The 22479-nt window shown below is 53.9% G+C and carries 16 protein-coding genes; all 16 read right to left on the bottom strand.

All coding sequences use genetic code 11. The annotated features are described in order from the left end of the window. Positions 1 to 8 precede the first annotated feature (8 nt). Entirely contained in the window at positions 9 to 2360 is a 2352-nt protein-coding gene (locus ACINK7_RS09435; protein WP_404361111.1) for a hypothetical protein, read from the bottom strand. Next, on the bottom strand, positions 2357 to 5515 hold the full coding sequence (locus ACINK7_RS09430; RefSeq protein WP_404361110.1) for a putative baseplate assembly protein: 3159 nt from the start codon (positions 5513 to 5515) through the stop codon (positions 2357 to 2359). The genes ACINK7_RS09435 and ACINK7_RS09430 overlap by 4 nt, the downstream gene beginning before the upstream one ends. Further along, positions 5512 to 8082 (bottom strand): putative baseplate assembly protein, encoded by a 2571-nt coding sequence (locus ACINK7_RS09425; protein WP_404361109.1) that lies wholly within the window; start codon positions 8080 to 8082, stop codon positions 5512 to 5514. The genes ACINK7_RS09430 and ACINK7_RS09425 overlap by 4 nt, the downstream gene beginning before the upstream one ends. After that, positions 8079 to 8444: a GPW/gp25 family protein gene (locus tag ACINK7_RS09420; RefSeq protein WP_404361107.1), complete on the bottom strand. Its 366-nt coding sequence runs from the start codon at positions 8442 to 8444 to the stop codon at positions 8079 to 8081. The genes ACINK7_RS09425 and ACINK7_RS09420 overlap by 4 nt, the downstream gene beginning before the upstream one ends. Before the next feature lie 9 nt (positions 8445 to 8453). Beyond that, the gene (locus tag ACINK7_RS09415; protein ID WP_404361106.1) at positions 8454 to 8777 is read right to left on the bottom strand and encodes a hypothetical protein; all 324 of its coding nucleotides are present in this window, start codon (positions 8775 to 8777) and stop codon (positions 8454 to 8456) included. Positions 8778 to 8789: 12 nt separating this feature from the next. Continuing rightward, positions 8790 to 9332 carry a phage baseplate assembly protein V gene (locus ACINK7_RS09410; protein ID WP_404361105.1) on the bottom strand — a complete coding sequence of 181 codons (543 nt, stop codon included), beginning with the start codon at positions 9330 to 9332 and terminating at the stop codon, positions 8790 to 8792. Beyond that, positions 9329 to 10468, bottom strand: coding sequence for a hypothetical protein (locus ACINK7_RS09405; RefSeq protein WP_404361104.1), 1140 nt, complete (start codon positions 10466 to 10468; stop codon positions 9329 to 9331). The genes ACINK7_RS09410 and ACINK7_RS09405 overlap by 4 nt, the downstream gene beginning before the upstream one ends. Continuing rightward, a complete protein-coding gene (locus ACINK7_RS09400) occupies positions 10461 to 10823 on the bottom strand; it encodes a LysM domain-containing protein (protein ID WP_125219282.1) in 363 nt (120 codons plus the stop codon). Before ACINK7_RS09400 ends, ACINK7_RS09405 begins: the two co-directional genes overlap by 8 nt. Beyond that, the gene (locus ACINK7_RS09395; RefSeq protein ID WP_404361102.1) at positions 10820 to 11479 is read right to left on the bottom strand and encodes a hypothetical protein; all 660 of its coding nucleotides are present in this window, start codon (positions 11477 to 11479) and stop codon (positions 10820 to 10822) included. The genes ACINK7_RS09400 and ACINK7_RS09395 overlap by 4 nt, the downstream gene beginning before the upstream one ends. A gap of 14 nt (positions 11480 to 11493) precedes the next feature. Further along, on the bottom strand, positions 11494 to 13989 hold the full coding sequence (locus tag ACINK7_RS09390) for a proprotein convertase P-domain-containing protein (protein WP_404361100.1): 2496 nt from the start codon (positions 13987 to 13989) through the stop codon (positions 11494 to 11496). Between the two features lie 103 nt (positions 13990 to 14092). Then, positions 14093 to 15754, bottom strand: a complete 1662-nt coding sequence (locus tag ACINK7_RS09385) for a DUF4157 domain-containing protein (RefSeq protein ID WP_404361098.1) — start codon at positions 15752 to 15754, stop codon at positions 14093 to 14095. A gap of 162 nt (positions 15755 to 15916) precedes the next feature. Next, positions 15917 to 17266 (bottom strand): DUF4157 domain-containing protein, encoded by a 1350-nt coding sequence (locus tag ACINK7_RS09380; RefSeq protein WP_404361096.1) that lies wholly within the window; start codon positions 17264 to 17266, stop codon positions 15917 to 15919. After that, positions 17267 to 18919: a DUF4157 domain-containing protein gene (locus tag ACINK7_RS09375; RefSeq protein WP_404361094.1), complete on the bottom strand. Its 1653-nt coding sequence runs from the start codon at positions 18917 to 18919 to the stop codon at positions 17267 to 17269. It lies immediately after the preceding gene. Continuing rightward, a complete protein-coding gene (locus ACINK7_RS09370) occupies positions 18912 to 19172 on the bottom strand; it encodes a hypothetical protein (RefSeq protein WP_404361092.1) in 261 nt (86 codons plus the stop codon). Before ACINK7_RS09370 ends, ACINK7_RS09375 begins: the two co-directional genes overlap by 8 nt. After that, positions 19169 to 21256 carry an ATP-binding protein gene (locus ACINK7_RS09365; protein WP_404361091.1) on the bottom strand — a complete coding sequence of 696 codons (2088 nt, stop codon included), beginning with the start codon at positions 21254 to 21256 and terminating at the stop codon, positions 19169 to 19171. Before ACINK7_RS09365 ends, ACINK7_RS09370 begins: the two co-directional genes overlap by 4 nt. Further along, on the bottom strand, positions 21253 to 22479 hold the full coding sequence (locus ACINK7_RS09360) for a DUF4255 domain-containing protein (RefSeq protein WP_404361090.1): 1227 nt from the start codon (positions 22477 to 22479) through the stop codon (positions 21253 to 21255). Before ACINK7_RS09360 ends, ACINK7_RS09365 begins: the two co-directional genes overlap by 4 nt.

Below are 22479 nucleotides of genomic sequence, written 5' to 3'. Positions count from 1 at the left end.
GTGTTCTCCTAGCTCGATAAAATTATCCCGACATCCATACGCGCCACGGTGTACTCGTCCAACCGAACCCGTAAATTGGCCATGCGCTGCGGCTGATATAAGTGATGAAACACACCGATTTCGGATCGATCGTCTGCGCCTTGCTTAATTTCTTCGGCGCATGCTTCGGCCAATTGACAGTAAGTCGGAGTACCGTAACGCATGCTGTTGAAGAGCGGGCGAACCCGCACGGCTTCTCGGTATTGCGCCGCTTCGATTTCGGTCTTATCGGGTTCGACGTCATTTTTTTGAGCCTCCAAAATCATGTCTTCCGCAATCTTGCCAACGACCAAATCGGGTTGGCATTGATAACGGCGCGGCGTTCGGGAATCGGGCGGCACATAGCAAAAACGCATGCAGCCCGATTGCCGCCTCGCCACGGTCATACGGCCGATGAAAATGGTATTTTCGGCCAGTTCGACGGCATGAACCTGAACCTGCCCGAATACGGTGCTGCGCAGAATATTAAGGACCGCAAGACCCACCGTGCAATCCGGCGTGCCTATTGCCTCGAGTTCCGGGCCGGTCGCATCGAGTATGCTGTCGTTGATGCAGATTCGAATCGGTTCCAGTCGAACCGCTTGCTGAAGGCGTTGGCAACGAGTTTCGATCACGTCTTCAGGCGCCAGCTCACGATCGTTTCCGATCTCGATATCGGGAAGCGTGGCGACGGACGGATCCACTTCAATCGAGCCGACGATGCTGCGATCGATTTTGACGCACAGATGAGCCGTCCATAATCTCAAACTGGGCATCGTCGATTCCAACGGCCGGCAATCGGCATTGATCTCCCATCCGGGCACCAACGTAGAGTGTCGAATCATGATTTCGGCCAATTTAGGAACCGCCGCTGAATCCGGTGGCTGATCGGCATCCTCTTCATAATCGGCAATCTCGACCGGCCTTCCGACGATCAGCAAGCCGTCGAGCGTCAAACAACTGCCGCGCGCGAGTTGTACAGAAAACGATTCGGCCTGGCCTCTGTGTTTGTCCGACAAGGCGATGACGGGACGTTTACCGTTGGCGGCTCGAATTTGCAGACTTTCGCCGGACTTCAATGCAATCTCGAAGTCTTCCTCATACAAGCCGCTGTCGGTAATTTCTATGACGGCATGATCGAATCGCGGTCGTTTTTCCTGTTCCTGCGGACGATTGAGTTGATCAGTCCGCCACAGCGAGATGGCTTCATTGATCGTTCGGATGCTTTCATCGGTTCCGACGCGATAAAGTCTAAAATCCGCCGGCTGCCGTAACTGCCGCCGGTATTCGCCGCCTCCCAATTCGGAACTGAAGCCGTAATGATATTGCACCAATACATCGCTTTTGCCGGGCGGTTTTCTGGACGGGAATGCGATGCGTCCAAGCTCGGGATCGACGGCGACATAGCCTGACGGGGGCGTATAGCGCCAGGCGCTCAAATCAGTCGCGATGATACGCTCCGGCGGTATTGGGACTTCTTCCCGCACATCGTTTTCTTGCTTGGTCCTTAACCAGATTTGCAGACTCTTATCCACGCCGTAGAGCCGGTTTTTATGATCTTTAAGTAACCGCCTTCCCATGGGCACCGGCAGATTGAAGCGATCGGCGATATGGGTCGGATCGGTTTCCGGCTCCGGTTTCAAATAAAGCGGGCCGTCGTTGCCGAGCACGCTGAAAGTAAAGCAATGATTGCCTGCGGATTGCTGGCAATAAGCCGGTGTTTTCGTGACCGAGTAGGACTTCAACCGCCAAACGAAAACGCCGATACTGGGTATGTTATACAAGCCCTGGCTTTTCCCGGAGTTGATGCGGCGAACATCGACCGAATGCGCAAAGGCATCGAAAGGCCCGCCTATAGCATCGAGCGCCGAAGCGTTTCTGATATCGATGGTCTTGGCTCGATCCGAATGCTGGTAATTCAAGGCCTGCGTCCAAGCCAACAGCCGATAGAACTCGACAGCCCTGGCCGGCCAGCCTGCGACATCGTTGCTCAACAGCTCCAGCAATGCCAATGTTCCCTTCCGGCGCCGATAACGAATCGTATTCGCGACCTCGCGCCTCGGAATCAGTATTTTATTGCGGACAGGGTCTGGGGATTCTAATTCTCGGGTTTCTTGCGAGGGCTGATAGCCGATCAAATCGCCCAGATAAGGAACCACCCAGTCGTCGCAGGTTTCAATAAACCAATTTTCGTACAATTGCCTTATATCGTCCTCGACCAGATTGACCTGTTCGGCGACGATCTGCAGCAATGCCTTGAGGGGATAACCCTCTTCAGAATCCCGCATCCGGTAGATGACCGGCAGCAAGTCGTAGAGACGGTCTATTCTCGGATCTTTCATGGCAACCTCTCGATTTGATTTAAGATCAATGTCGCCGGAACATCGGGAGTCAAAAAGGCAATCTGCGCGGGACGAATGACTCCATTTTCAAAATCCGCCAGATTGACCGACAGACGCTGCCTGACGCCAAGCGTTTGTCCGAAACTTCCGTACTTTTGGCAATCTTCATACTTTTCGCATTCCGAATGCGCGGTGAGTTCGGCGCATTTTGCGTCCATATCCACCGCGCTCCAGCGCGTTACCAGACAAGCAACGGCCTCCGATATCTCGTCGGGCGTCAGCAAACGCCGCTTACCGTCCGCTTCCGCTATTTTCTCCGGAATGCCGCCGAAGGCGTAGACATCGACATAGGCAACGCCACGAACCGATTGCATGACGCCGAGGATTTCGCTCAACGAAACATCCTGCCCTAGCTCGCGCCGCTCGAAACCGAAAGCCTCCAGCAGTTTTTTCCGGACTTCCGTTGCGACCGGCTCCCATTGATAGCCGGGCAAAATCGCGATACCGGCTTCGATCACGATCATCAGCAATTCACGTACGGACAGGCTGATTGCTTGTTGCGGGTCGCCTAATCGATGTAGCGCCCATCGCAGGTTTCTGAATAAATCGGAATTTTCGTCGATCGGAATGTCCTCGGCTCCCGCGATCGTGACATGCACGAGCGGCTGGCGACCGTCGCTCAATTCAACCGCGTGGGCCTTGCCGACACCGGCGAAGACGCGCGCAAAATCCTCGTAATCCTGAACCGACACCAACCTATCCAAAGCCCTGACGCCCAGCGGCACATTCTTTCGGGCCTGATCGCGAGTCTCTTTATCGGCTCCGCCGGTTGCGCGCAAAGGATTGACGACTTCCTTGACGCCCAACGGTTTGGTCATCAACAAGGATATCTGCTGCGCCCGGACGTTACCCGCACGGCCGATCCCGCTACGGTATCGCGCCCTCACGTTTTCGCTTCCGGACGGCAAACGCATCCCCTTTTCGCCATTGCCGAAAGTGACCGTGGTTTGATCACCGTCGTCGGTCGCATTGATGAACATTCGGTCGCCGGCTTCCAACGCGGCCAATGAATCGGTTTCCTCCCACTGCAGATCATTGACGTATATCTTCAGAGTGCTTTCGGCACCTTTGGCATTGGCAGAAGAAACATGCGTCAACGGCCATTGTTTGAGCGCGAACGACTGAAATGGCATCGCGCCGTTTCCGCTGCCCAAGACTTCGTGCCGGGTTTCGCCGTGAGTGGCTTTGACGACATTGCCGTGGATAGCGACGGTGCCGCGCTTGAAACAATAAGCCAGATTTTCGGCCAAGGTAATGAAGGTGTGAGGCGATTCACCCGGAAGTACTGTTCCGTCCGGCGACAGCGATATACCCTGCGCCACGGAGGACAACATCGCCAGTTCGCTGAATCTCACGCCGGCAAGATCGTCCCTCTCGCCCGAGACGATGACCCAACGCCCGGCCTTCAGTCCGTCATAAAAACCGTCGAGTTCGATTATTTCGTCCTTGCCTCCGCAGACAGAAACGTCGATCGGCGCCTCGGCCAGCTCCGGATGAGCGGTCTGAACGAAAACGGTCGTGGTTTTCAAAATCCGGTTGTCGCTTGTATCGCGCCACGGATCCTCCAGAGTCAACACAGTGACTTTTTGCTTGATCGGCTCCGATACGGTTACTGTCGTTCGTCGCAAGCCTTCCGGTGTTGCAACTCCAATGGCGGTAATCGTCGGGCACGTAGAGAAAAAACTCAAAGCACCGGACTGAGGCCCTCCCAGCGTTCTCGTCTCGACCGATTTGACTTTGGAAAAAATCGTTGCTTCATCATCAAAGGAAATCGCGACACTATCGCCGACCGTGATATTGGCATATTCGGCATCCAATGCCAGCGTATCCTGTCCTTCCGAATTTTCGACGGCCATGGTGATGATGATAGGCCCCTCATCCTCATCATCGGTGGGTAATTCCAGCCGGCAATTTCCATTTTCATCGGGCAACGGCAAATTATGACCGAACAGATTTGCCTTGATACCCAGCACAAAGACTTCGATCTTGCTCTCGCTGATTTTGTTATTCGCGTAAGCCGTAGCCAAATGGTCTTTAAATACCGACGACACGGCGCCTAAGATCGAAAACCCGGCTTGAGCGACAGCGCCGAAAGACGGCGAATCGGGCAAATCCGATCGAATCAGGCGTGAGCCTTGAAAAACCGGCTGGATACTTTGCTGTAGGGCGAATTGACCGATCAGGTTTTGTTTCAAACGCAAGCGGTTCGAAGGCTGTATCGAAGCCGGCTTCGACAGATTGTCGATGATCTTTTTGGGCGGCAAAGGTACTGTTTCAGGCTTTGAGCGTTCCGAAAATGTAACCAAGGTACGATTGCCGGCGGGATCCGGCAAGACTTCTCGTACGAAGAACAACTCTCGAGTTTGATCGGCAAAGTCGATGCGGAACGCTTCGTTTTTCCTAAAGCTAAGGCCCGTTCCCTGCAAATAGACGCGAGGTTCGGATAGATTTTCCGAATGGTTCAGAATCGTTTGCTTGGTTTGCGCCCGGCTCATTCTCGGCTTCAGATTGTTCCATTGCGCCCGCGCCTGCAAATCCTCGCCGGTTTCGAACGATTGCGGCAGCTCGTCAGGCCCTGGAATGCTCTGCACGCGACTGCCGGCAGGAATGATGACTTCCTCTTCGAAATTGTCATCGAGCGTGTAGGCGAGAAAAACGCCGGCCGCGACACCGGGACGCGGTTTGTATCCGACCAGACGCGCCAATTCGAGAACCGATCGTCTTTCGGTCGCGGTGCGTAGATAGGCTTCGTTGGCTATCCTTTCCTGATAAAAGGTCAAAACATCGCCGACCACGGCCCAGGCGTCGAGAAAGGCGAGTGCGGGGTCGCCGGCATCGCGAGTGGTCAAGCCTTTCAACGGGTAGACTCTCGAGACTTTTCCATCCCCGATTTGTTCTTCCCAATAAAAACCGGTCAACCTTGCCGTCATCGTCGCAAGAAAATCGCCATGCGTTCCTATGCGGTAGTCGATCTCAGGCAACCCCGGGCGGTTATAAATCGATAAAGGCGTAACGATTTCAACGCCTTCGCAGCATCCGCAGGCATCGGGATCGTCCAACCCGGGATAGCAGCAATCGGGACAATGTGTTTTCATCGGCCACCTCTCAGTTCCAGCGTCAATTTTCCGTTTTCAGGAAAATTGGGGTCGTTATCCATACGGGCAATTTCAAGCCGCCCCAGCGGCAGCACCCCGTTTTCGATTTCGTCGTTCGTGGGCTGACCGAATCGCTGCAGCCTGTCGATCGTAACGCTTTCGACGCCGTGCACCGTTTGCGCCGTAGCCACGATCTTGCTCAGATAAACGTCCTCGCCGAAGGTCAGATTATCGGGATGAAAAAAACCCATACCGCCGCTAGATAAGATCCTATTGCTGAAGATCTTGAGCAGTTCAGCCTTGACTTGGGCTTTGACGAAACTCGGCAACACGCATACCGACATCGCAACATCCAACGGCACACGGTGCGCGGATTTCACGATCAGATCATGGCCCATGCGCCGGTATCGATGCAGACATGCGGTGATTTCCGCCAACAACGAAGGTTCCGCTTCCTCCCGCCCGAATGGATCGATCGCCAGCCAAACCTCGTGCCAGCTTCCGTTCCAACGCAAGGTCGCCACGGCATGCTGAACCTCGGTTTTGAACTCGCGCAAAACGATGGCCGCATAATCCTCGGCGATCACGGCCCGTTGCAGTTCGTTGCGAAAAGCGCCTGGAGCAAACAATTTGACTTCGGTAACCGGCTCGGCGTCCATGCCGCCAAGGGCCGGCAACGGATTGCGTATTTCACGAATGCCGTCCACCCGGTTGTTTTTGAAGATGACATGCTTGATCGATTCGGCGCCGGCATTGCCCGCCGTACCGTTGCCGGTTCGGTAACGGGCTAAAAATTTCGTGCCGGCCTCGGGCGATTTGCCCATTTCACCGTCGCCGAAGCGTAACACGGCGCGTCCTCGCTCATCGATCTCCGCGACAAAATGCCGGTCGTCGGCATGACTCGACAATAAATCGGCGCGAGACCGCCAATGCCTTTCTTCGTCAGCCGCCTCCCCTTCTATCAATGAAATGACGGGGAGCGCTTTGCGTGCATCTTGTTCGAGCCTGTTCACGGCCGGTTTGTCGAATGCCGGCGGTTCACTGAAGGTGATCGGAGCCCATTGCAGGGCCGGATTAAAATGTCCCGCTTCAAGCGCTTGATCCGACGGCATGCCTTCAGCCTTGCAGCATTCACTCGAGCGGTCGTCCGGAACCGGGTCCAATGCCTCGGTGACGGTCTTGCCATGATCGACCAGAACCACATTGCCGCATGCGATACTGATGTTTTCGATCAGTGCGCAATCGGGCGGTTGCCCCAATGCGGAAAGACAGAGCGGAAACGGAAGCGCGTCTTTTTCATGCCAGGCGATATGAACGATGGCTTGACCGTTCAACGGATCGGTGTCGCTCGCAACCTCGACCAATCGCACCGCATGACGATGCTTGGGATCGGCATCCTCGGCATGTCCCGTTTTCGGGCCCTTGATTTCCTCGAAGATCAAGATGTCGCCCGGTTTCAGACGGAGTTTGGGGGCCGCAGAGTCTTCCGCAACGGCCGCGTTGACTGGAGGATTCGGTTGTTGTTCAGGCCTGCAATGCGGATCCTCATCGCTGACCGGAGGAATCCATTGCCCCTTCAACGTTGCACGGGTGGCTCCCTTGGGAATGCAGCATTGCCTATCGTTCCACGTATGGAATTCGATACGGTTATGGTCGGTGTACAGATCGATGACGCCTTCCGCTACCGGTTCATAAACCTCGTAGAGACTCGAGGGAAATTGCAAGAGATCATCATGGGATGCGGCGATCTCGATCGTCCGCAACGAATCGTCGAATCCCGTGATGAAATAGATATCTTTGGGATCGATGGCCGAAATATCCTGATCGACATGCGCACAAATCCAAGACCTGGCGTTGCAGCCTTCATGCATCGCATAATCGACCAAACGGGCGTGCCGCCGGACCGAGATGCGTCGACGCGCGGTCTCCAGATAGGCTTCGGTCGCGACCGCGTCCTGATAGTAGCTCAAATGATCGCCGGCATAGGCCAATACTTCCACCAAAGCGACGCCAATATCAGGGACGTGCCGTTCGCGCCATTCGGGCATCGTTATCGCCAACCGGTCCAGAACCAGCTTCCGAAAACTCGCATAATCCTTGGCCAGGTAATCGATATCCGGCGCGTCGCTGTTGTCGGGCGGACACAAAGCCTGCTGCCGGCAATCCGGATCGTTTGGACAATCGATTTTGAAACTGAACTCGATGCGGTCGTAAAGCGGATCGAAATGCCGGTGCCTGCGCCATTGTCCTTGCTCGTCCCTTTCGACGACCCGTAAGGTATAGGTCGAAAAATCACCCGCCTGATTGACCGTGATGTCCATCCTGTCGTCGAATTCCGGATGATGATTGCGGATGACGTCGACACTTTCGACCCGAATATCGCGAATACGCTGTCCGCCCTCGATCACGATATTGCTTTTATCCAATTGAACCGGCGCCTTGCCCAGAAAAAAAACGGATAAACCAAGTTGATTCGACGCGACTTCGAGATAATCCAAGCCGTTCAATTCCACATGCCGTCTTACGCCCTCGCGTCTGCGCACATCCTTGCAAATGACCGTTTTCATGACACGGTACTCCGGGTAAAAGTGGCGGCCGTCAGCTCCTGCGTTCGCCTGACCTTATACTTGAGATCGACGCGCAAACGGGCGTCGTCGCTGGTGACTTCGAGTTCCTGCACTTCGATCACATCGGCCAGCCATTGCTGCAATCCAGCCTGCACGGTAAATTGCAACGCCGCGGCCAACTCCGGACTGTTCGGCGCGAAAATCAACTGCAGCAAACCGCTGCCGAATTCGGGCCGGTTGACCCGTTCGCCGGGATTGGTAAACAGGAACTGCTCGATCAAGTCGCGGATATGCTCGTCATCATCGGCGACCGCCGTCTTACCGCGATGATCGAAATGGAACGGAAAGTCGATATTAAACATCACGCCTCCTTAAATTGCACTGACGCGGGTTTGTGTCGCCGCGATGATCAAAGGGGTGCCGGACGGTGCGCAAACGGCTTGACTGCTTTGCACCAACAGCGGCTGTCCGTTCGAGAATACTCGCGTGGTACCGCTAAACCATTGCGCCGTGACGCATGGACCGTTGGCGGCCGGAGGGGGCGGCAAGGTACAGCCCGCAACCACATAGGGCGTAGTCATCACCACAGTCGGCTGACCGCCGACCGTTACCCGTGGATTCGGCACCGTTGGCGTCGCCTGGCCGGCATGGGCGCAAAACACTTGAGCGCCGACATGAACTAAAAATCCCGGCATGATTTCACCTCCTCACATGACGACCAAGGCGCCGTTGTTGATCGTGACGGTCGGTCCGGCCATGACCAGACTGGCGCCCTTGCCGTTTTGAATATAAATACCCGAGTCGTTGACGACGATCGTTGCTCCGCCGGTGCTTTTCAGCACGATCCCGCCGCTGATCGGCGTCGGCGCGGAATCGCTAATGACCAGCGTGTTTTGAGCCGTGGTCTGCATGACGATGTTTTGTCCCGGCGGTATCGGCGGGGGCGCTAATGCCAAGGCCGGAACCTCCGCCGCTACGCCCCAAAATCCGCCGACCCAGATCGGATAATCCGGGTCGCCCTGCTCGAATTCAATCCAGACACCGGCGCCGATCTGCGGCACCATGAACACGCCTTGCTGTTTTCCCGCCATCGGTACGCAAGGCATCGCCCAACTGGAAGGCGTCAACCCCAATACATCGGGCACCATCGCCATGATCCGCCCGCGTTGCTCCGGATCGATGTTGTTGATCACGGTACCTCGATATTTACCGTAATAGCGGGCCTCCGTGTTTGGGTTTTGCTCGTTCATGGCATCACCTTCGGAATCGTGGAAATAAGGCCGTTACGGCTCAATTCGAAACTTTGCTTGTACTCGCCCCGCTTGATTTTATGCTTAACGCCGGTCACGTAATGCAAGCCATCGAAAGCCGGTCCCGCGCCGCGCACGCCGACCAATTGCCGCGCCTTCAATACTCGTCCGTAACGCAAGACATTGAGTTCGCCGCTTCCGGTAACCGCCTCGGCCCATTTGGCGGCCGTCGCCAAGCCGATCATGATCGCCTGGGGAATCGAGCGTTTGGATAAATCGTCGCGTACCGGTTTCAAATCGCCGATGCTGGTCGGCAGCGGCGGGACGAGTCCCAGCGGCGGATTCAAAGGCGTGATCGGCGGCAGCGGAATCGGAAACACGACCTTGCTCAATTCGTTATAGATGAATACCGTCGGAATCTTGTTCTTTTGATTATCGAATTGGAAACTCAGGCTCTCGACGTTGGTATGGGCATCCATGTCGACATTCAGCGCCGGCTGCGGAATACCGATCTTGATTTGCGGCCCCCAGTAGGCAACGCTCATTCCGGGTTTCGGGCCGGGATCGATATAAAAGACATAGCCGACCCGTTCCGCCAACGCGTTGATATAGGCCAGGTCGGTTCCGCGTTGACCGGGTATGTTGCCGGTCGGCAGCGGAACGTCGATCAATATGCTGGGGATCACCATCGGCAAGACGCCCAAAATCGCATACTTGGCCAACAGCAAGAGCACACGGGCCTCAGCCGGAGTCGCAGGAAACGGAAAGCCGCTGAAATCCTGCTGATTCATCAACGCCGTCAAATCCTCGCCGGTGATCGTCAGCGTCGATTGCGAACCGTTACTTCCTGGCTTGATTTGGTGATGCGTAATGACGCCGTCCATGATTACTTCGGACCTACCGCTCAAGGTCACGACGATGACCACGCGCATGAACAACAGCGGTTTGCCTCCGCTCAGCAAAAACAGAATCTGCAACGGCGATTTGTTGCTCAGGCCGAACGAAATTTGAAACGCGCTCGGGCCCTTGTCCTTGACGGTCACTTCGATGCTGTCCAAATGCTCCATCACGACTCGCGTAGCCGGAATCGGCACGATCGGCCCTATCATCAGCGACAAATGGACGTCCTTAAGCATCGGGCACCCCCGGAATGCCTTCAGGCAGAGTAATGCGCAGTCTTCGTCCGATTCTTTCGGTCAGCTCGTCGGGACGCATCGCCCGATTGGCGTCGCAGAGTTGCCAAAATTGCTCCGGATCGCCCAGATAATGCGCGGTGATGTTATCGAGCCGTTCGCCTTCGGTCACGACATGTTCCTGCAACAGCTCGAACCGTTCCGGTTGCGGCACGAATCGCCGCTGGAGATAAATGACCTTTTTACCGTCCGACGTTTCCCGTATTTTGGTCTGAATACCGTGATAGCGGCTGGTTGCAGGAAACAGGGCGTTACCGAAAACGCCGGCTTGCAACATGGCTGACAAAGGATCGTTCATGATATGCCCTCTATGCCGAAATGAGTGAGCGAGCCGCCCTGAAATTGCGCGGACAGTTGTTCCTTGTTTTGCAGATAAGTCATGAACAGACTGCCGCCTTTATGATCGAAACCTAGATCATCGACGCTCAGCACCCTCATGCCCAGGCTGACTTTCGCGCGAATCGGATTCAATGCCGGATCGAAGGCTTCTTCGGTAATACTGAACTCGGTCAGACGCACCGGCAGGATGCGGTTTTTGCTCCAGACGAACAACAGTAACGGCGATTCCATCGGCGCGATTTCAAGAGTCCCCGAACTCGCAAGAGCGTTATTGCTGTTGAGCTTCGCGCTGGTCGGATAGACCGTGGTTTCCAGGGCGGCCAATTGGGCATGCAGGCCCAACCGGGCGACATTTTGATTTTGCTCGGGAAACTCCAACTGATCCGCCGCATCGATCTCGGCATCCAGCTTGATCGTTTCGACCGGCGGACCTTTCAGACGCAGTGCTTCGGAACGATCCCCGCCTTCGCCACCGACCGCCTGCACCTGCAGACTGCGGGTTAGCGTATCCGGATTGTATTGCAACGCAATGACACGCAACACCGCACTGGTGCTAGGGTTGAGCAGCACGATACCGCCTTTGATCAATTTGGGTGAACCGGGAAACGTGGTCATTCGATGCTCTCCGGTTACATTGCGGTCAAATGCAAGGCCCAGCGGTTTAGCTTGCCTTGATCGGCGCGGGCGCGGTCTATGACTTTGAGTTGCCAGTCTCCCTGTATCGCCGTTCCCCGAAGTGCTTGTAAACCGGCGGTATTCGACAACGAATAAGTCTTGATAATATTATCCGCCGACCCACCGCTGCGGTTATGCAATAAGACCGATGTACTATCGGGCGCTTGCAGTTCGACGATCAAATCGCCGATATAGGTGTGCGTGATATCGATATCCACGTCGATATTATCCAGACGACCCGTTTCGACGACGTTCAAGGACCGTGAGATACCGGCAGCCGAATTATCGGGAATGATCATACCCGGATTTTCGGAAACGCTAACCGAGACCTGTCGATGCCCGTTTAGTTGCAGCGACCAACTCGTCAATCTGCCGCGATCGGCTCTCGCCAAATCCTGGACATGAAGCACCCAGTCGCCTTCTGACGATTGCTCGGACAGACCGTGCAATCCGGGGGTCGAAAGAACGGTGAATTCCCGATTCAAATCATTGGCGCTTCCGCCGGCCCGATCATGGAGTATGACTGCAATGCCGGAAGGGGATACCAGACTGACGCGCAAGTCGCCGATATAGGTATGGGCAATGGCCACGCGAATGCTGACATCGCGGATAGTGAAACTTTCCGTACAGGTAATTTTGTCCTTGATGCCGGCGGCGTTGTTGTCGGGAATACTTTTGTTCGGAGAGGACGTGTCTTGAAAACTCAGTTCGCCCGCCGGTTCCCTTAGTCTCAAGGCTTCAGCGACTGCCGCTTCGGCATCGACCCGGCCGTGACCGAACCATGGACTCCAACTACCGTCCGCATCGCCGTTATCGACGAAATCGCCCTTGTCGAAAGGAGCTACGGGCGAGACATCCCAACCGGTATCGGGATCGAAATTGGCCGGCGGTGTTTTAGCATAGGCACTGAAATCGATGTCTTTCGAGGCGGTTCGTTTCAGAATCGAAATAACGTCCAACGCACTCAGGCCGGGATTCGCCGAAATGATCAGCGCCGCAATGCCGGCCACCAATGGTGTTGCGCTCGACGTACCGCCGAAACTGCCGGTCACGCTACTCGCCTGTCCGGTCGTCGTGGTGATGCCGAGACCGCGCACGGTCATTCTGTAATAGGTATGGACATTATTGGTTGGCGCACAAAGCAAAATCCCCGGACCGTAGTTGGAATAGTGGCTTCGCATCGCGGTACTGGCCAGTGCCGCCACATGCATGACACCGGGAATGCCGACCAGATTGTTTCGGAAAAATCGGGTTTTCTTGACACCCACCCACACCAAGGCACCGCCTTGAACCTCGACGCCATGATCGTAGGGAACGTCCTGATTGGCGTTATGATTGATCGGGCAATTTTCGTTACCGGCCGCCCATAAAAAGACGATGCCTTTGCCCCGGCGCCCGCCTGTTTGAGCCAAGATCTTGAGCCTATTAATCACCGGTTGCGCCCATTCACTCCTTGGAACGCCGCCCCAGGAATTGGACATCACGTCGACCTTGTCGGAGATATAGTTCAGAACGGTCAGCAATTTGGAATCACTGATGAATAAAGACGGACCCGACGACTCCCATTGAATGGGCAGCAGCCTGCAACCGGGCGCCGCGCCGACCGTCAATAAAGCATCGACTTCCGCACCTATCACGCCGCAGCACGAAGTCCCGTGATTGGAACCCGTTTTGTACATTTGGCCCGGTACCGCATCGATATCGGCGGAAGTAATCAGACGTTCCCCCCGCAGATAACCCCAACCGGCAAATTTAGTCTCTGAGTCGAAATCGCCGTGATCCAGCTTGCAGCCATCATCGGAAACCGCGATCACGACCTCTTCGTTGCCGAAATGGCCCAAGAGATTCCAGGCCTTTTCGCAGTGGCTCGAGGAACGGACATCGAAGTCGGCATGGTTTAACCGGGTATGGAGATGCCATTGTTTCGGATATTCGGGGTCGGCAGGAATCGCCAATGCATAAGTCGTCATGCGTTGGTTCAAGTCATGCTCCGCCGCTTCGACCAATGGTTCTTCCTCGGTCAATTTCACCACTAATTTGACCGGATTCATGCCGGTATGATTGGTCAATTGAAACAGATAGTCCCTATCGCTGTACGACTCTTTTTTTATCAAACCGTAACGGCCAGCAAACGCATCGACCTGTTCGTCGGCAAGCGCTTCCTTGAAGGTCACGAAAACCCGATCCGTGATCAAAAACTCATTCCCGGACTCGGCTTCGTAATAAGCATGATGGGTCGGCGCCACGGACCGGCTCCTTGCCATCAAAGCTTCCAAATTCGTCTCGCTGGTATTGATACGGGTCGATGACGGCGAAACCTGTTCGGATGACACGATAGTTGCATCATCCAAATTCTCGGGTACCTCTCTGATAACCATTTGATCGGGGCTTTTTTCCAGCTCGACTTTATGGCCGCAGCGGTAGGTGTAGGTTTTTTCATTTTTGTTCATTTGGTTACCCTCAATTCAGCGGCTACATCACTCGCATCTTTTTGCTCTGGCTCATGCTTATTCGGTGCATGTACTGCACGTTGCTTAGTCTAAAGTTTAAGGCTCATCGCTTTTTCAACAGCCATTTCCCCCCATTACTTGTTGACGCGCCTATACCCCAGGTACCGGCAAGATTTTGTTCATTGATGGACGACCATATTCCCTTGCCGGAACTTTTTCGCAATTCCCATTCGAAATCGATCTTGACACCACTGACGGGTGTGGCGGATACAGGTGTAGGCGGGGCACTTCTAGGATCGATTCCAGATACGGCCGTAGTTTTATGGGTAATCTTCCCGTTTTTGATTTTTTCTTTGTTGGGTTTAGCGGCACCTGCAGGCCACTGATTGGTCCCGGTCAAGCTACCCCCGGCTGTGACTTTGAGATCCAATTCAGCGTTGATCGGTGACGAAGTTACCCCGGCGGACGTAAACTGTCCATCCCATAGGCCGGTCAAGAGATTGCTCCAAATGATGCTGCCTTCTCCAGATTCATAGAAGCTTGGGTTTGTAGTCTCGTTCCAATCTTTAGTGAGGTAGTTGCTTACACTAAACTTGTACTTGCCGGGATCAGCCTCAAGGTCTTCATAGAATTTTTTTCCAGCAAGATTGGCAGCCTTATCGGCGTTGGAGAAAACACCCGTCACACCGAGCCCTTGTATTGGGCTTATTTCAAGGAAATTTCCCACCTCATTCAACATAGCGGCCGTCGCTCCCGCTTTAGAAAGCTGGAAATAAACAAATCCTTCTTCAAAAAAATGTCCGAATTTATCCGCTCCGGTACAAATACCTTTGACATTGGCGGCAGGACCAACGACTTTTACCGCGCCGAGAGTGTGAAGGTTATAGAACTTATTTACACTACTGACTCCCGCGAACTTCGTTCCCGAAAGATTCTGAGCCGGGTCTGTTCTTTTACTGGCAGGCAAACCTTGAATAAATTTCTCGATTGAACCCACCAACTTCCCACCCACGCGGCCAGCCACATCTTTCAGAAAATCCGCAACAATCAATGGGGTAGGAGCAGATGTTCTTGCAGCCGCAATCTCGGAATTCACCTTTGCATCGATGTCAGGCGCAATATCCGTAAGACCGGTACAAGAACGGTCATCCACTTCTGCACGTTGAATGATTTCAGAATGCTTGCTCCCGTTCTGCTGAATAACATGGGTGAGTTCATGTGAAAGTAATCGCCGTCCCGAGTAAGTCTCCGGTGAATACTGGCCAGAACCAAATATAATATTATTCCCCACCGTGTAGGCATGGGCATTAATTTCACGTGCGGATTGCTCGGCAACAGCACCCAAATGCAGGCGTACCTGAGAAAAATCCTGACCAAAGCGCGATTCCATGTCTTGCCGTAACGCGGGTTGCAATTGCGTACCGGTACCGGCAAGCACACGATCGACACTGGCGGGCACGGTATACTCGGCCTCGGCTGCCTGCCCCGCCAAGCGTTGTATGCGTAGAGGCGAGCTATTGAAAGCGGAATGCCCGGGCTTTGCCAGCACTCGCTCAGCAACCCGATCCGCTTCCTGTTCCAGCGGATCATGGCTTGCGCCGATGGCAAGCTTTAGTTGCAGGTGACGATTTTGCTTTGTACATTCGACACACTCTCCGCCAGCAACCGTATGATTGCCGCAAGCACACTTGCGCTGAAGTATTCCGTGTGCGGAAGGTAAAAAACTTGCTGCTCCGGCTTGCTGAGCAACTGTCGCTTTATTCATAACCGAGTCTCCCATACACCCATTGTGGGGTTTGCATCGAATTATTGCCGACCAATCGAATGACTTTGATCAATTGCAACGTAAACGCCGTACATAACTAGCCGTTCTATATGCAAATTAAGTTTCATTTAGGCTCCGTCTCGCTTAAAACCAGTATTGACGTCAGTTTCGGGTAACTTTTCCAGTGCAATCCTTGCCGCTCTTTTTCAGTTCGAAGATGATCTCATGCTCTTCCGCAAGTTGCCCTCCCACTTCAATCTCCTGGTCGACAATCTCGGTACAGCCATTCCCCTGGAGATTGCGGGTTGGTCCGCAGAGAGTGAGGGTATCCGTACACCCGCTTAACTTGCCGCCGGATCCGATCACACAAGGCTTGGGAGCCGGCCAGACATAACCGGGAGGTGTGCAGCCCTGATCTCCCTTGACTACTTCGGATACCTTGAGTCCATCTAATTTGGGGCATTTTCTGCCAATAGCGCTTACCGAAGTGATGTCATAAACTAACGACACACCACAGAGAGGCTCGGGCGGGTTTTTCCCATGTTTGTTTTTATAAACCGTATCGCAATCCACGTTCCGTGGTTTTGAATAAACGACGGTATATGCACACCCCCTGCTATTCTCCATACTTTTTATACGCGGACTCTTGCCGCCGGCAGTCGCTCCGGTGAAGACCGGGCTCGTGGGAGCGGAGGGAACGGAAGTCTCCGGTATAATTTCCTCTCCCAACACCTCCCGACGGCAAAATTCAGCGCTTCCAGGCCCCATGATCCGAATGCAATCAAGCAAATTAGTAGCCTCACGGTAGGGCAGAGTTCCACCAACGTCTTGAAATAATTGGTTGTCATAATTTGCGGGAGATCGTTGAACGGCAAGAGGCGACGAACCCCATCCGCCATATCTTTGCCCATCACGAATTCCCTCTACGCCCGACTGCTGCACCACATGGGTCAGTTCATGGGCCATTAGCTTCCGTCCCTCGTGCGTTCCGGGTACGTACCGGCCCGGACTGAATACAATATCGAGACCCACTGTATAGGCATCAGCATTCACCTCTTGTGCGGATTGCCCGGCTAGCGCACCGGAATGAGTACGTACGCGGGAAAAATCGTAGCCAAACCGTTGTTCCATGTCATTCCTTAACCCTGATTCCAAAGGGCTTCCGGGTTCGGCAAGAGCCTGCCCCACGCTGACGGGCACTGTATCCATCCGGCCGGACGGTTGCCCAGTTAAGCGTTGAATACGCATTGCCGAGCTATTAGCAACTGAACGCACCAGTGTTGCCGACAGCTGATCGGAAACCCGACTAGCTTCCCTTTCCAGCGGATCGTCACTAGATCTAATAGCAAAATTCCTTTGTAAACTGCTCTTTTGTTTCGCGTATTTCTCACATTCCCCGTCGACGATCGCACGATTACCACAAGCGCATTTCTGTTGCATCACACCTCTTGAAACCGGCCTGGATAAGGGGTTGTCCTGCTTTAGCTGATGTTGTGCTTTCTCCCTCATCATCTAGAAATTTCCTATATTCAACTTCTGAGAGAACCCCGACTGCAATGGTGAATCAATCTGAAGCGGTGTACTAGAGAGACTGCCGATCGGCGGACAGAGTGAATTAAATTCAATTTCGACTCTTCGGTTCCGTGCGGAATATTTTTCGCCGGATTCCGTATCAACCGGATTATTTTCTCCTTCCGAACGTGAAAAAAGTAGCGGTGGAAATCCATTGAAATTTATTTTTATTAGTTCAATTTGCAGCAGAAACTTAACGTAATCGGCTCTTCTTTGTCCAAGATCAAAATTATGTTCTTCCGTCCCTGGTTTATCCGCGAATCCGATAATTGTTATCATGCTGGATGGACAGAATTCCAAATATTGAAGAATCTGCTTTTTGATTTTTTCGAAATGAAGGGTCTGCCGGCTATTGAGAACGGATTCATCTATGTTGTAATCATCAATCACACCTAGAGAAAATTTAATGCTGAATGGCTCAGGAGGCGGTTTGGGTTTAGGCGGATTGACACACATTCCGTTGATCACATCTAAAGGGGGCATACAGCATTTTCCCAATGCGTCTTTTTTGCCGGGCGGCATGCAAATGGTGCTGAAATCAATTGCCGATGCTTTCTTGCATTTGAAATCAGTAGTTACATACTCATCACCTTTGCAGCAAACAGGTATATTGTTGGGAGCGAATTTATCCTTTGGACAACAGGTCATTTCACTTTCAATACTTCCTCTACAGCACATTCCTTTGTACGTGGAAGATGTGCCTTCATGATATCCGGACACGGCATCGCATTTGCTTACTGAAGGGGCTTTTCTGCCGGTAACCGCTGTAATGATTGCTTCGCCGGCCTTTTTCAAGCCTTCTTTATATTCGGAATCGATTGGCGCGAGATCAATTATCTTGTCAAGAACGGCTTTAGTGATCGTTTCGGGCGCTTTGTCAATTTCCTCCAGTATTTTATCGCGTGCTGCTTTTGGCAATTTTTGAAAGAGATCGTTTTTATCAAGTGCTTTGCCGATCTCACTAGAGGGACCTTGATCTTTTTCCGGCTGCCTTTGAATTTTGGGTGAACTATTCCCGGTTTGCTGGACCACATGCGACAGTTCGTGGGCAAGTAAACGTCGTCCTGTGTGTGTTTGCGGTGCGAATTGACCGGCTCCGAAGACAATATTACGTCCGACCGTGTAAGCCTGGGCATTGACTTCTCGTGCCGATTGCTCGGCGACGCCGCCAAGATGTACTCGTACCTGAGAAAAATCATGATCAAATCGTGATTCCATGTCTTTACGCAAAGCTGCATCCATGAGGCTTCCAGAGCAGCCTAGAACCTGATCTACACTGTCCGGAACGTCCTCCGTTTGTTCAAATGGCCGTCCTGTATAGCGTTGGATACTTGACGTTGCTCTACTTACGACGGGATTAGCGGGCGTATTCAATACCTGTTCGGCAATCTGATCGGCTTCCCTTTCCAGCGGGTCATTGATTGTACCCATGCGAAGCTTTCGTTGAAAACCGATCCTTTTTTTCGCACACTCCTCACACTCTTCACCGGCAATACTTTGCTTTCCACAGGCGCATTTGCGCTGTAGTATGCCCTGAAAAGGTGCTAAAAAACGTTCCGATTTCGCCAAAGGTACAACGGCTGTTTTATTCATCACCGATGCCTCCATAGACCGATTGCGCGATTTGCCGGCCAAGTTGCGCCGGGTTGTTGGCGTCATTCAATTGAACATCGCTTGCGGTCGCTTGCGGCGAGGCAACTCCTTGAGCCAAATTAGGTGCAAGTCCGCCCTCTGCAAGCATCCGTGTCAGTTCGGTTGTTAAACTAGCTTGCAGCAAGTGGCGCTGACCGGGTGTGATATCGATACCGTCCAAAATCAGCCGTTCGATATGCAGATTGATGTTCATTTGCCCTCCGCCTGATCCAGCCAGCGAAAATCCGATTCCTTGGCGGGCTTTTCCATTTTTTTGAACTCGGTGCGCGCGGCGTTCAAGATCAACGGCATAGTCACCCGGCCGTTCTCTTCTTGGGCCGCCAGGAATGCCGCGTTCAAAGCCACGTTTTGGATGCTGCCGCCGGTCATGTTGAGCACTGCCAGGCGATGGTAGTCCAGCGTCGAGTCGACCGGAGTCGCGGGCGGAAACACTCTTTTCCAGATTTGCTTGCGTTCCTCGATGCCGGGAAACGGAAAATCGACGATGAACCGCAAGCGCCGCATGAAGGCCTTGTCCAGCGCGCCTTTCATATTAGTCGCCAGTATCGCCAGGCCCCGATAGGCCTCCATGCGCTGCAGTAAATAATTGATTTCGATGTTGGCGTAACGGTCGTGGCTGTCCTTGACTTCGCTGCGTTTGCCGAACAGCGCGTCGGCTTCGTCGAAGAACAGGATTGCACCGCTGTCCTCGGCGGCATCGAACAGCTTGCGCAGGTTCTTTTCGGTTTCGCCGATGTATTTGCTGACGACCGCAGAGAGATCGATTCGGAACAGGTCGAGTTGTAATTCATTGGCGATCACTTCGGCCGCCATCGTCTTGCCGGTACCGCTTTCCCCGGTAAAAAGCGCATTGATCCCCAAGCCGCGATTCAGTTTCGTTCGAAAGCCCCAAACGTCGTAAACTCGATTGCGCTCGCTGACTTGGTCGGTGATTTGCCGAAGCAAGGACTTGAGCTCCAACGGCAGGATTAAATCATCCCAAACGGCTTTGGCATCGATGCGTTGCGCCAACTGCTCCATGCCTTCGCGCGCGGCGACGCGGCATGCCTGCCATAGGTCGAACTCCGATGATGCTCCGGCGTGTTCCGATGAGACATGGGCTAGACTACGGATCTCATGTTGGCCGAAAGAAAACTGTCCTGCCAAGCGTTTGGGGAGGTCGCCGGCCTGCCCCTGCAAGGCTTCATCCCAAATCGTTTCCTGTTCGGCCGGCGTCGGTTTGCCGACTTCGATCGTGATCCTCTCGCGGAGGGTTTCGGTCTTGGCGTCTGCGAGATCAATGAAAACTAGGCCGCTGCAGCGTTCGATGAAGCGCTTGAGCAGCGTTCGATCCGACTCGGCGGCGCCATCGATAGCGAGATACAAAGCCAGCGGCATCAGCAACGATTCACGTTGCCATAGCCGGATGAAGGTTTCGAAATCGCCGGTCTGACTCGGTATGCTTTTAAGGTCCATCGCTTGCAAATTCAAGCCCAGTAGCGTTGCCGATCGTGCGGCGATGAGCCGTTTACTCGCCGAATCGTGTCCCAACAGTTCGATTATCGGCGGAAGTTCGAAGCCGTTCGTCTGTTTGAGGCGCGCGACGATGCGATCGACCGTTTGCTGCTGCGATGGCGGCAAATCGTCATCGATCGTTTGAATACCGATCGGATCGAGCAGCGGCGTCAACCGGTCGTCCAGATAATTGAGCCCTTTCAGATAATTGACGATACGTTCGTCGGCGATCAGCGCCGCCGCAGTCAACGGAAGCGCGCCGGGTTGGTTGATTTCGAGCAACCGCCAGTAACGCAGCGGACTGTGAGGCGACAAGGCGTTCCAGTCCGGCTCGTCGAACAAGGCAAATGCCAGCGCAAAAGTCGGATAAGGTTTGTTGAGATCGCTCTGCGCTTTCGCGCACAGCCCGGGGATTCGCGTGTCGAACGCCATCGCCGCGCACAGCGCCAAGACCGACCGATCAAATTCCGATAAGCCCAGATTATTGGCCAACAAAATCAACGCAGGCGGAGGATCGTTGGCTTCCAAGTCGGCCATTTCTTGTAGAGCCCGATCGATCGAATCTTTTTCCGGAATCGATTCGTCGAGCGCTGTATTGCCTGAAGCCGTTTGCTTCGGAAGTCCGAACCATCCCGACTTTGCCCTACTCGGCTCATCCGAAGAAACCTCTTCCGTTTTCCCTTCGGTAGCTCGGGCGAGACGTTCCAAACGCAGACGAAGCCAAGCGACGGCCGAGGCCAAATGCTTGTCGTTGATTTCCGCCCAGTCGGTACGATCGTTCATGTGATGCTGACCTTTTGGTTATCGGCGAATTGCGGCTTGGCGCCTGAAAAATCCACCGGAATGCTGTCGACACCGTCGACCCTGAGGCGAACGACATAAGGCGTTTCCCGTGCGGCGGCACTTTGGATCGTGAACGTCAGTTCGGTTCTAGCCTCCGGATCAACAGGCGTAACGATTGCATCGGGCGGCACGATGCGGTCGCCGAACAACAGCACGACTTGCTGCCCCTCCAAAATTTGCGGCAGGCATTCCATCGTCAGTTCGACATCCCCTGCCGGAGCGTTGGCCGGATCGATCGTCTCTATACGTGGGGACAACGGTAAAAATAATGTATTGCTGGTCCACTGAGACATACCGGGTCTTTGCCGGACGAGCGAGACGGCGTAAAACCCCGCCGGCCATTTTGAACCCGCTTCGGCATCGTCCGTTATGGATGGTAGCCGAACCGTCATTTCGGTTTCCGTCGGAGTGGGCTCGGGTTGAAGCACGATCGGTTCATTCAATAAAGGATGTTGTAAACGAACCGTCGTATTATCATCGGTTAAATTTTGCCCCAGTAACGTAATCGGATCGCCCAATTCGGCGCTCGGTTTTTGATTCGGAAACCGAAAACCCGAAAGAGAGGCCGACGGAGCCGCCATCACATGCCCGCCCCGGTCTTCTTCGCCTCGTTTCAGAACAGGCAAAGGCGCACGGCCGGTGCGTGTGCTTTCGATCAAGACCACGGAAACCTCGTAACCGGTGGAAAGCCGGTATTCGGCCGACTGAAAACTGGTCCACAGCTTGGACATGTCGTCTAGCGGCAAAGCATCATGCGTGATGCGGATACGCTCGATTTGACGTTGTAAATCGGAATCCGGACTGATGCCTTCAATGTCCGCCCGGCTCAATAGCGGGCGATCGTGAAAAAAGCTCATGGCCTGTCCCATCAATATTTGAGCCGAAATATCGTCATCGTTGTCGCCGTAGGCCGTTATCAAATATTTCAAGACCAAAGGCATCGGCGGATGGGCATGTTCGCCGTTTCGGGCCGATCCCGGCAGCGGCGCATTGCTGAAAGCCGAATTGTAATGCACGCCGTATAGAAAAAGATTGAGTTGCGCGCCGGTCAAACCATTGCGAGCAGTGCTCGGCGGCTTCGTCGTCACATTCGTGCCTAACACATTGGTCAATAAATAATGCATCGTTGCAGTGACGGTTGCCAACGCGGACGGACTGCTCAT

This window comes from Methylotuvimicrobium sp. KM1, from assembly GCF_044788715.1.
Taxonomy (GTDB): Bacteria; Pseudomonadota; Gammaproteobacteria; order Methylococcales; family Methylomonadaceae; genus Methylotuvimicrobium.
The sequence above is the reverse complement of the archived record's forward strand: the minus strand, read 5'-3'. Positions and strand labels throughout refer to the sequence as shown.

Excerpts from the sequence above, each read along its gene's own strand:
- ACINK7_RS09435 (WP_404361111.1), bottom strand. The coding sequence starts at position 2,360 with ATGAAAGATCCGAGAATAGACCGTCTCTACGACTTGCTGCCGGTCATC.
- ACINK7_RS09430 (WP_404361110.1), bottom strand. The coding sequence starts at position 5,515 with ATGAAAACACATTGTCCCGATTGCTGCTATCCCGGGTTGGACGATCCC.
- ACINK7_RS09425 (WP_404361109.1), bottom strand. The coding sequence starts at position 8,082 with ATGAAAACGGTCATTTGCAAGGATGTGCGCAGACGCGAGGGCGTAAGA.
- ACINK7_RS09420 (WP_404361107.1), bottom strand. The coding sequence starts at position 8,444 with ATGTTTAATATCGACTTTCCGTTCCATTTCGATCATCGCGGTAAGACG.
- ACINK7_RS09415 (WP_404361106.1), bottom strand. The coding sequence starts at position 8,777 with ATGCCGGGATTTTTAGTTCATGTCGGCGCTCAAGTGTTTTGCGCCCAT.
- ACINK7_RS09410 (WP_404361105.1), bottom strand. The coding sequence starts at position 9,332 with ATGAACGAGCAAAACCCAAACACGGAGGCCCGCTATTACGGTAAATAT.
- ACINK7_RS09405 (WP_404361104.1), bottom strand. The coding sequence starts at position 10,468 with ATGCTTAAGGACGTCCATTTGTCGCTGATGATAGGGCCGATCGTGCCG.
- ACINK7_RS09400 (WP_125219282.1), bottom strand. The coding sequence starts at position 10,823 with ATGAACGATCCTTTGTCAGCCATGTTGCAAGCCGGCGTTTTCGGTAAC.
- ACINK7_RS09395 (WP_404361102.1), bottom strand. The coding sequence starts at position 11,479 with ATGACCACGTTTCCCGGTTCACCCAAATTGATCAAAGGCGGTATCGTG.
- ACINK7_RS09390 (WP_404361100.1), bottom strand. The coding sequence starts at position 13,989 with ATGAACAAAAATGAAAAAACCTACACCTACCGCTGCGGCCATAAAGTC.
- ACINK7_RS09385 (WP_404361098.1), bottom strand. The coding sequence starts at position 15,754 with ATGAATAAAGCGACAGTTGCTCAGCAAGCCGGAGCAGCAAGTTTTTTA.
- ACINK7_RS09380 (WP_404361096.1), bottom strand. The coding sequence starts at position 17,266 with ATGATGAGGGAGAAAGCACAACATCAGCTAAAGCAGGACAACCCCTTA.
- ACINK7_RS09375 (WP_404361094.1), bottom strand. The coding sequence starts at position 18,919 with ATGAATAAAACAGCCGTTGTACCTTTGGCGAAATCGGAACGTTTTTTA.
- ACINK7_RS09370 (WP_404361092.1), bottom strand. The coding sequence starts at position 19,172 with ATGAACATCAATCTGCATATCGAACGGCTGATTTTGGACGGTATCGAT.
- ACINK7_RS09365 (WP_404361091.1), bottom strand. The coding sequence starts at position 21,256 with ATGAACGATCGTACCGACTGGGCGGAAATCAACGACAAGCATTTGGCC.
- ACINK7_RS09360 (WP_404361090.1), bottom strand. The coding sequence starts at position 22,479 with ATGAGCAGTCCGTCCGCGTTGGCAACCGTCACTGCAACGATGCATTAT.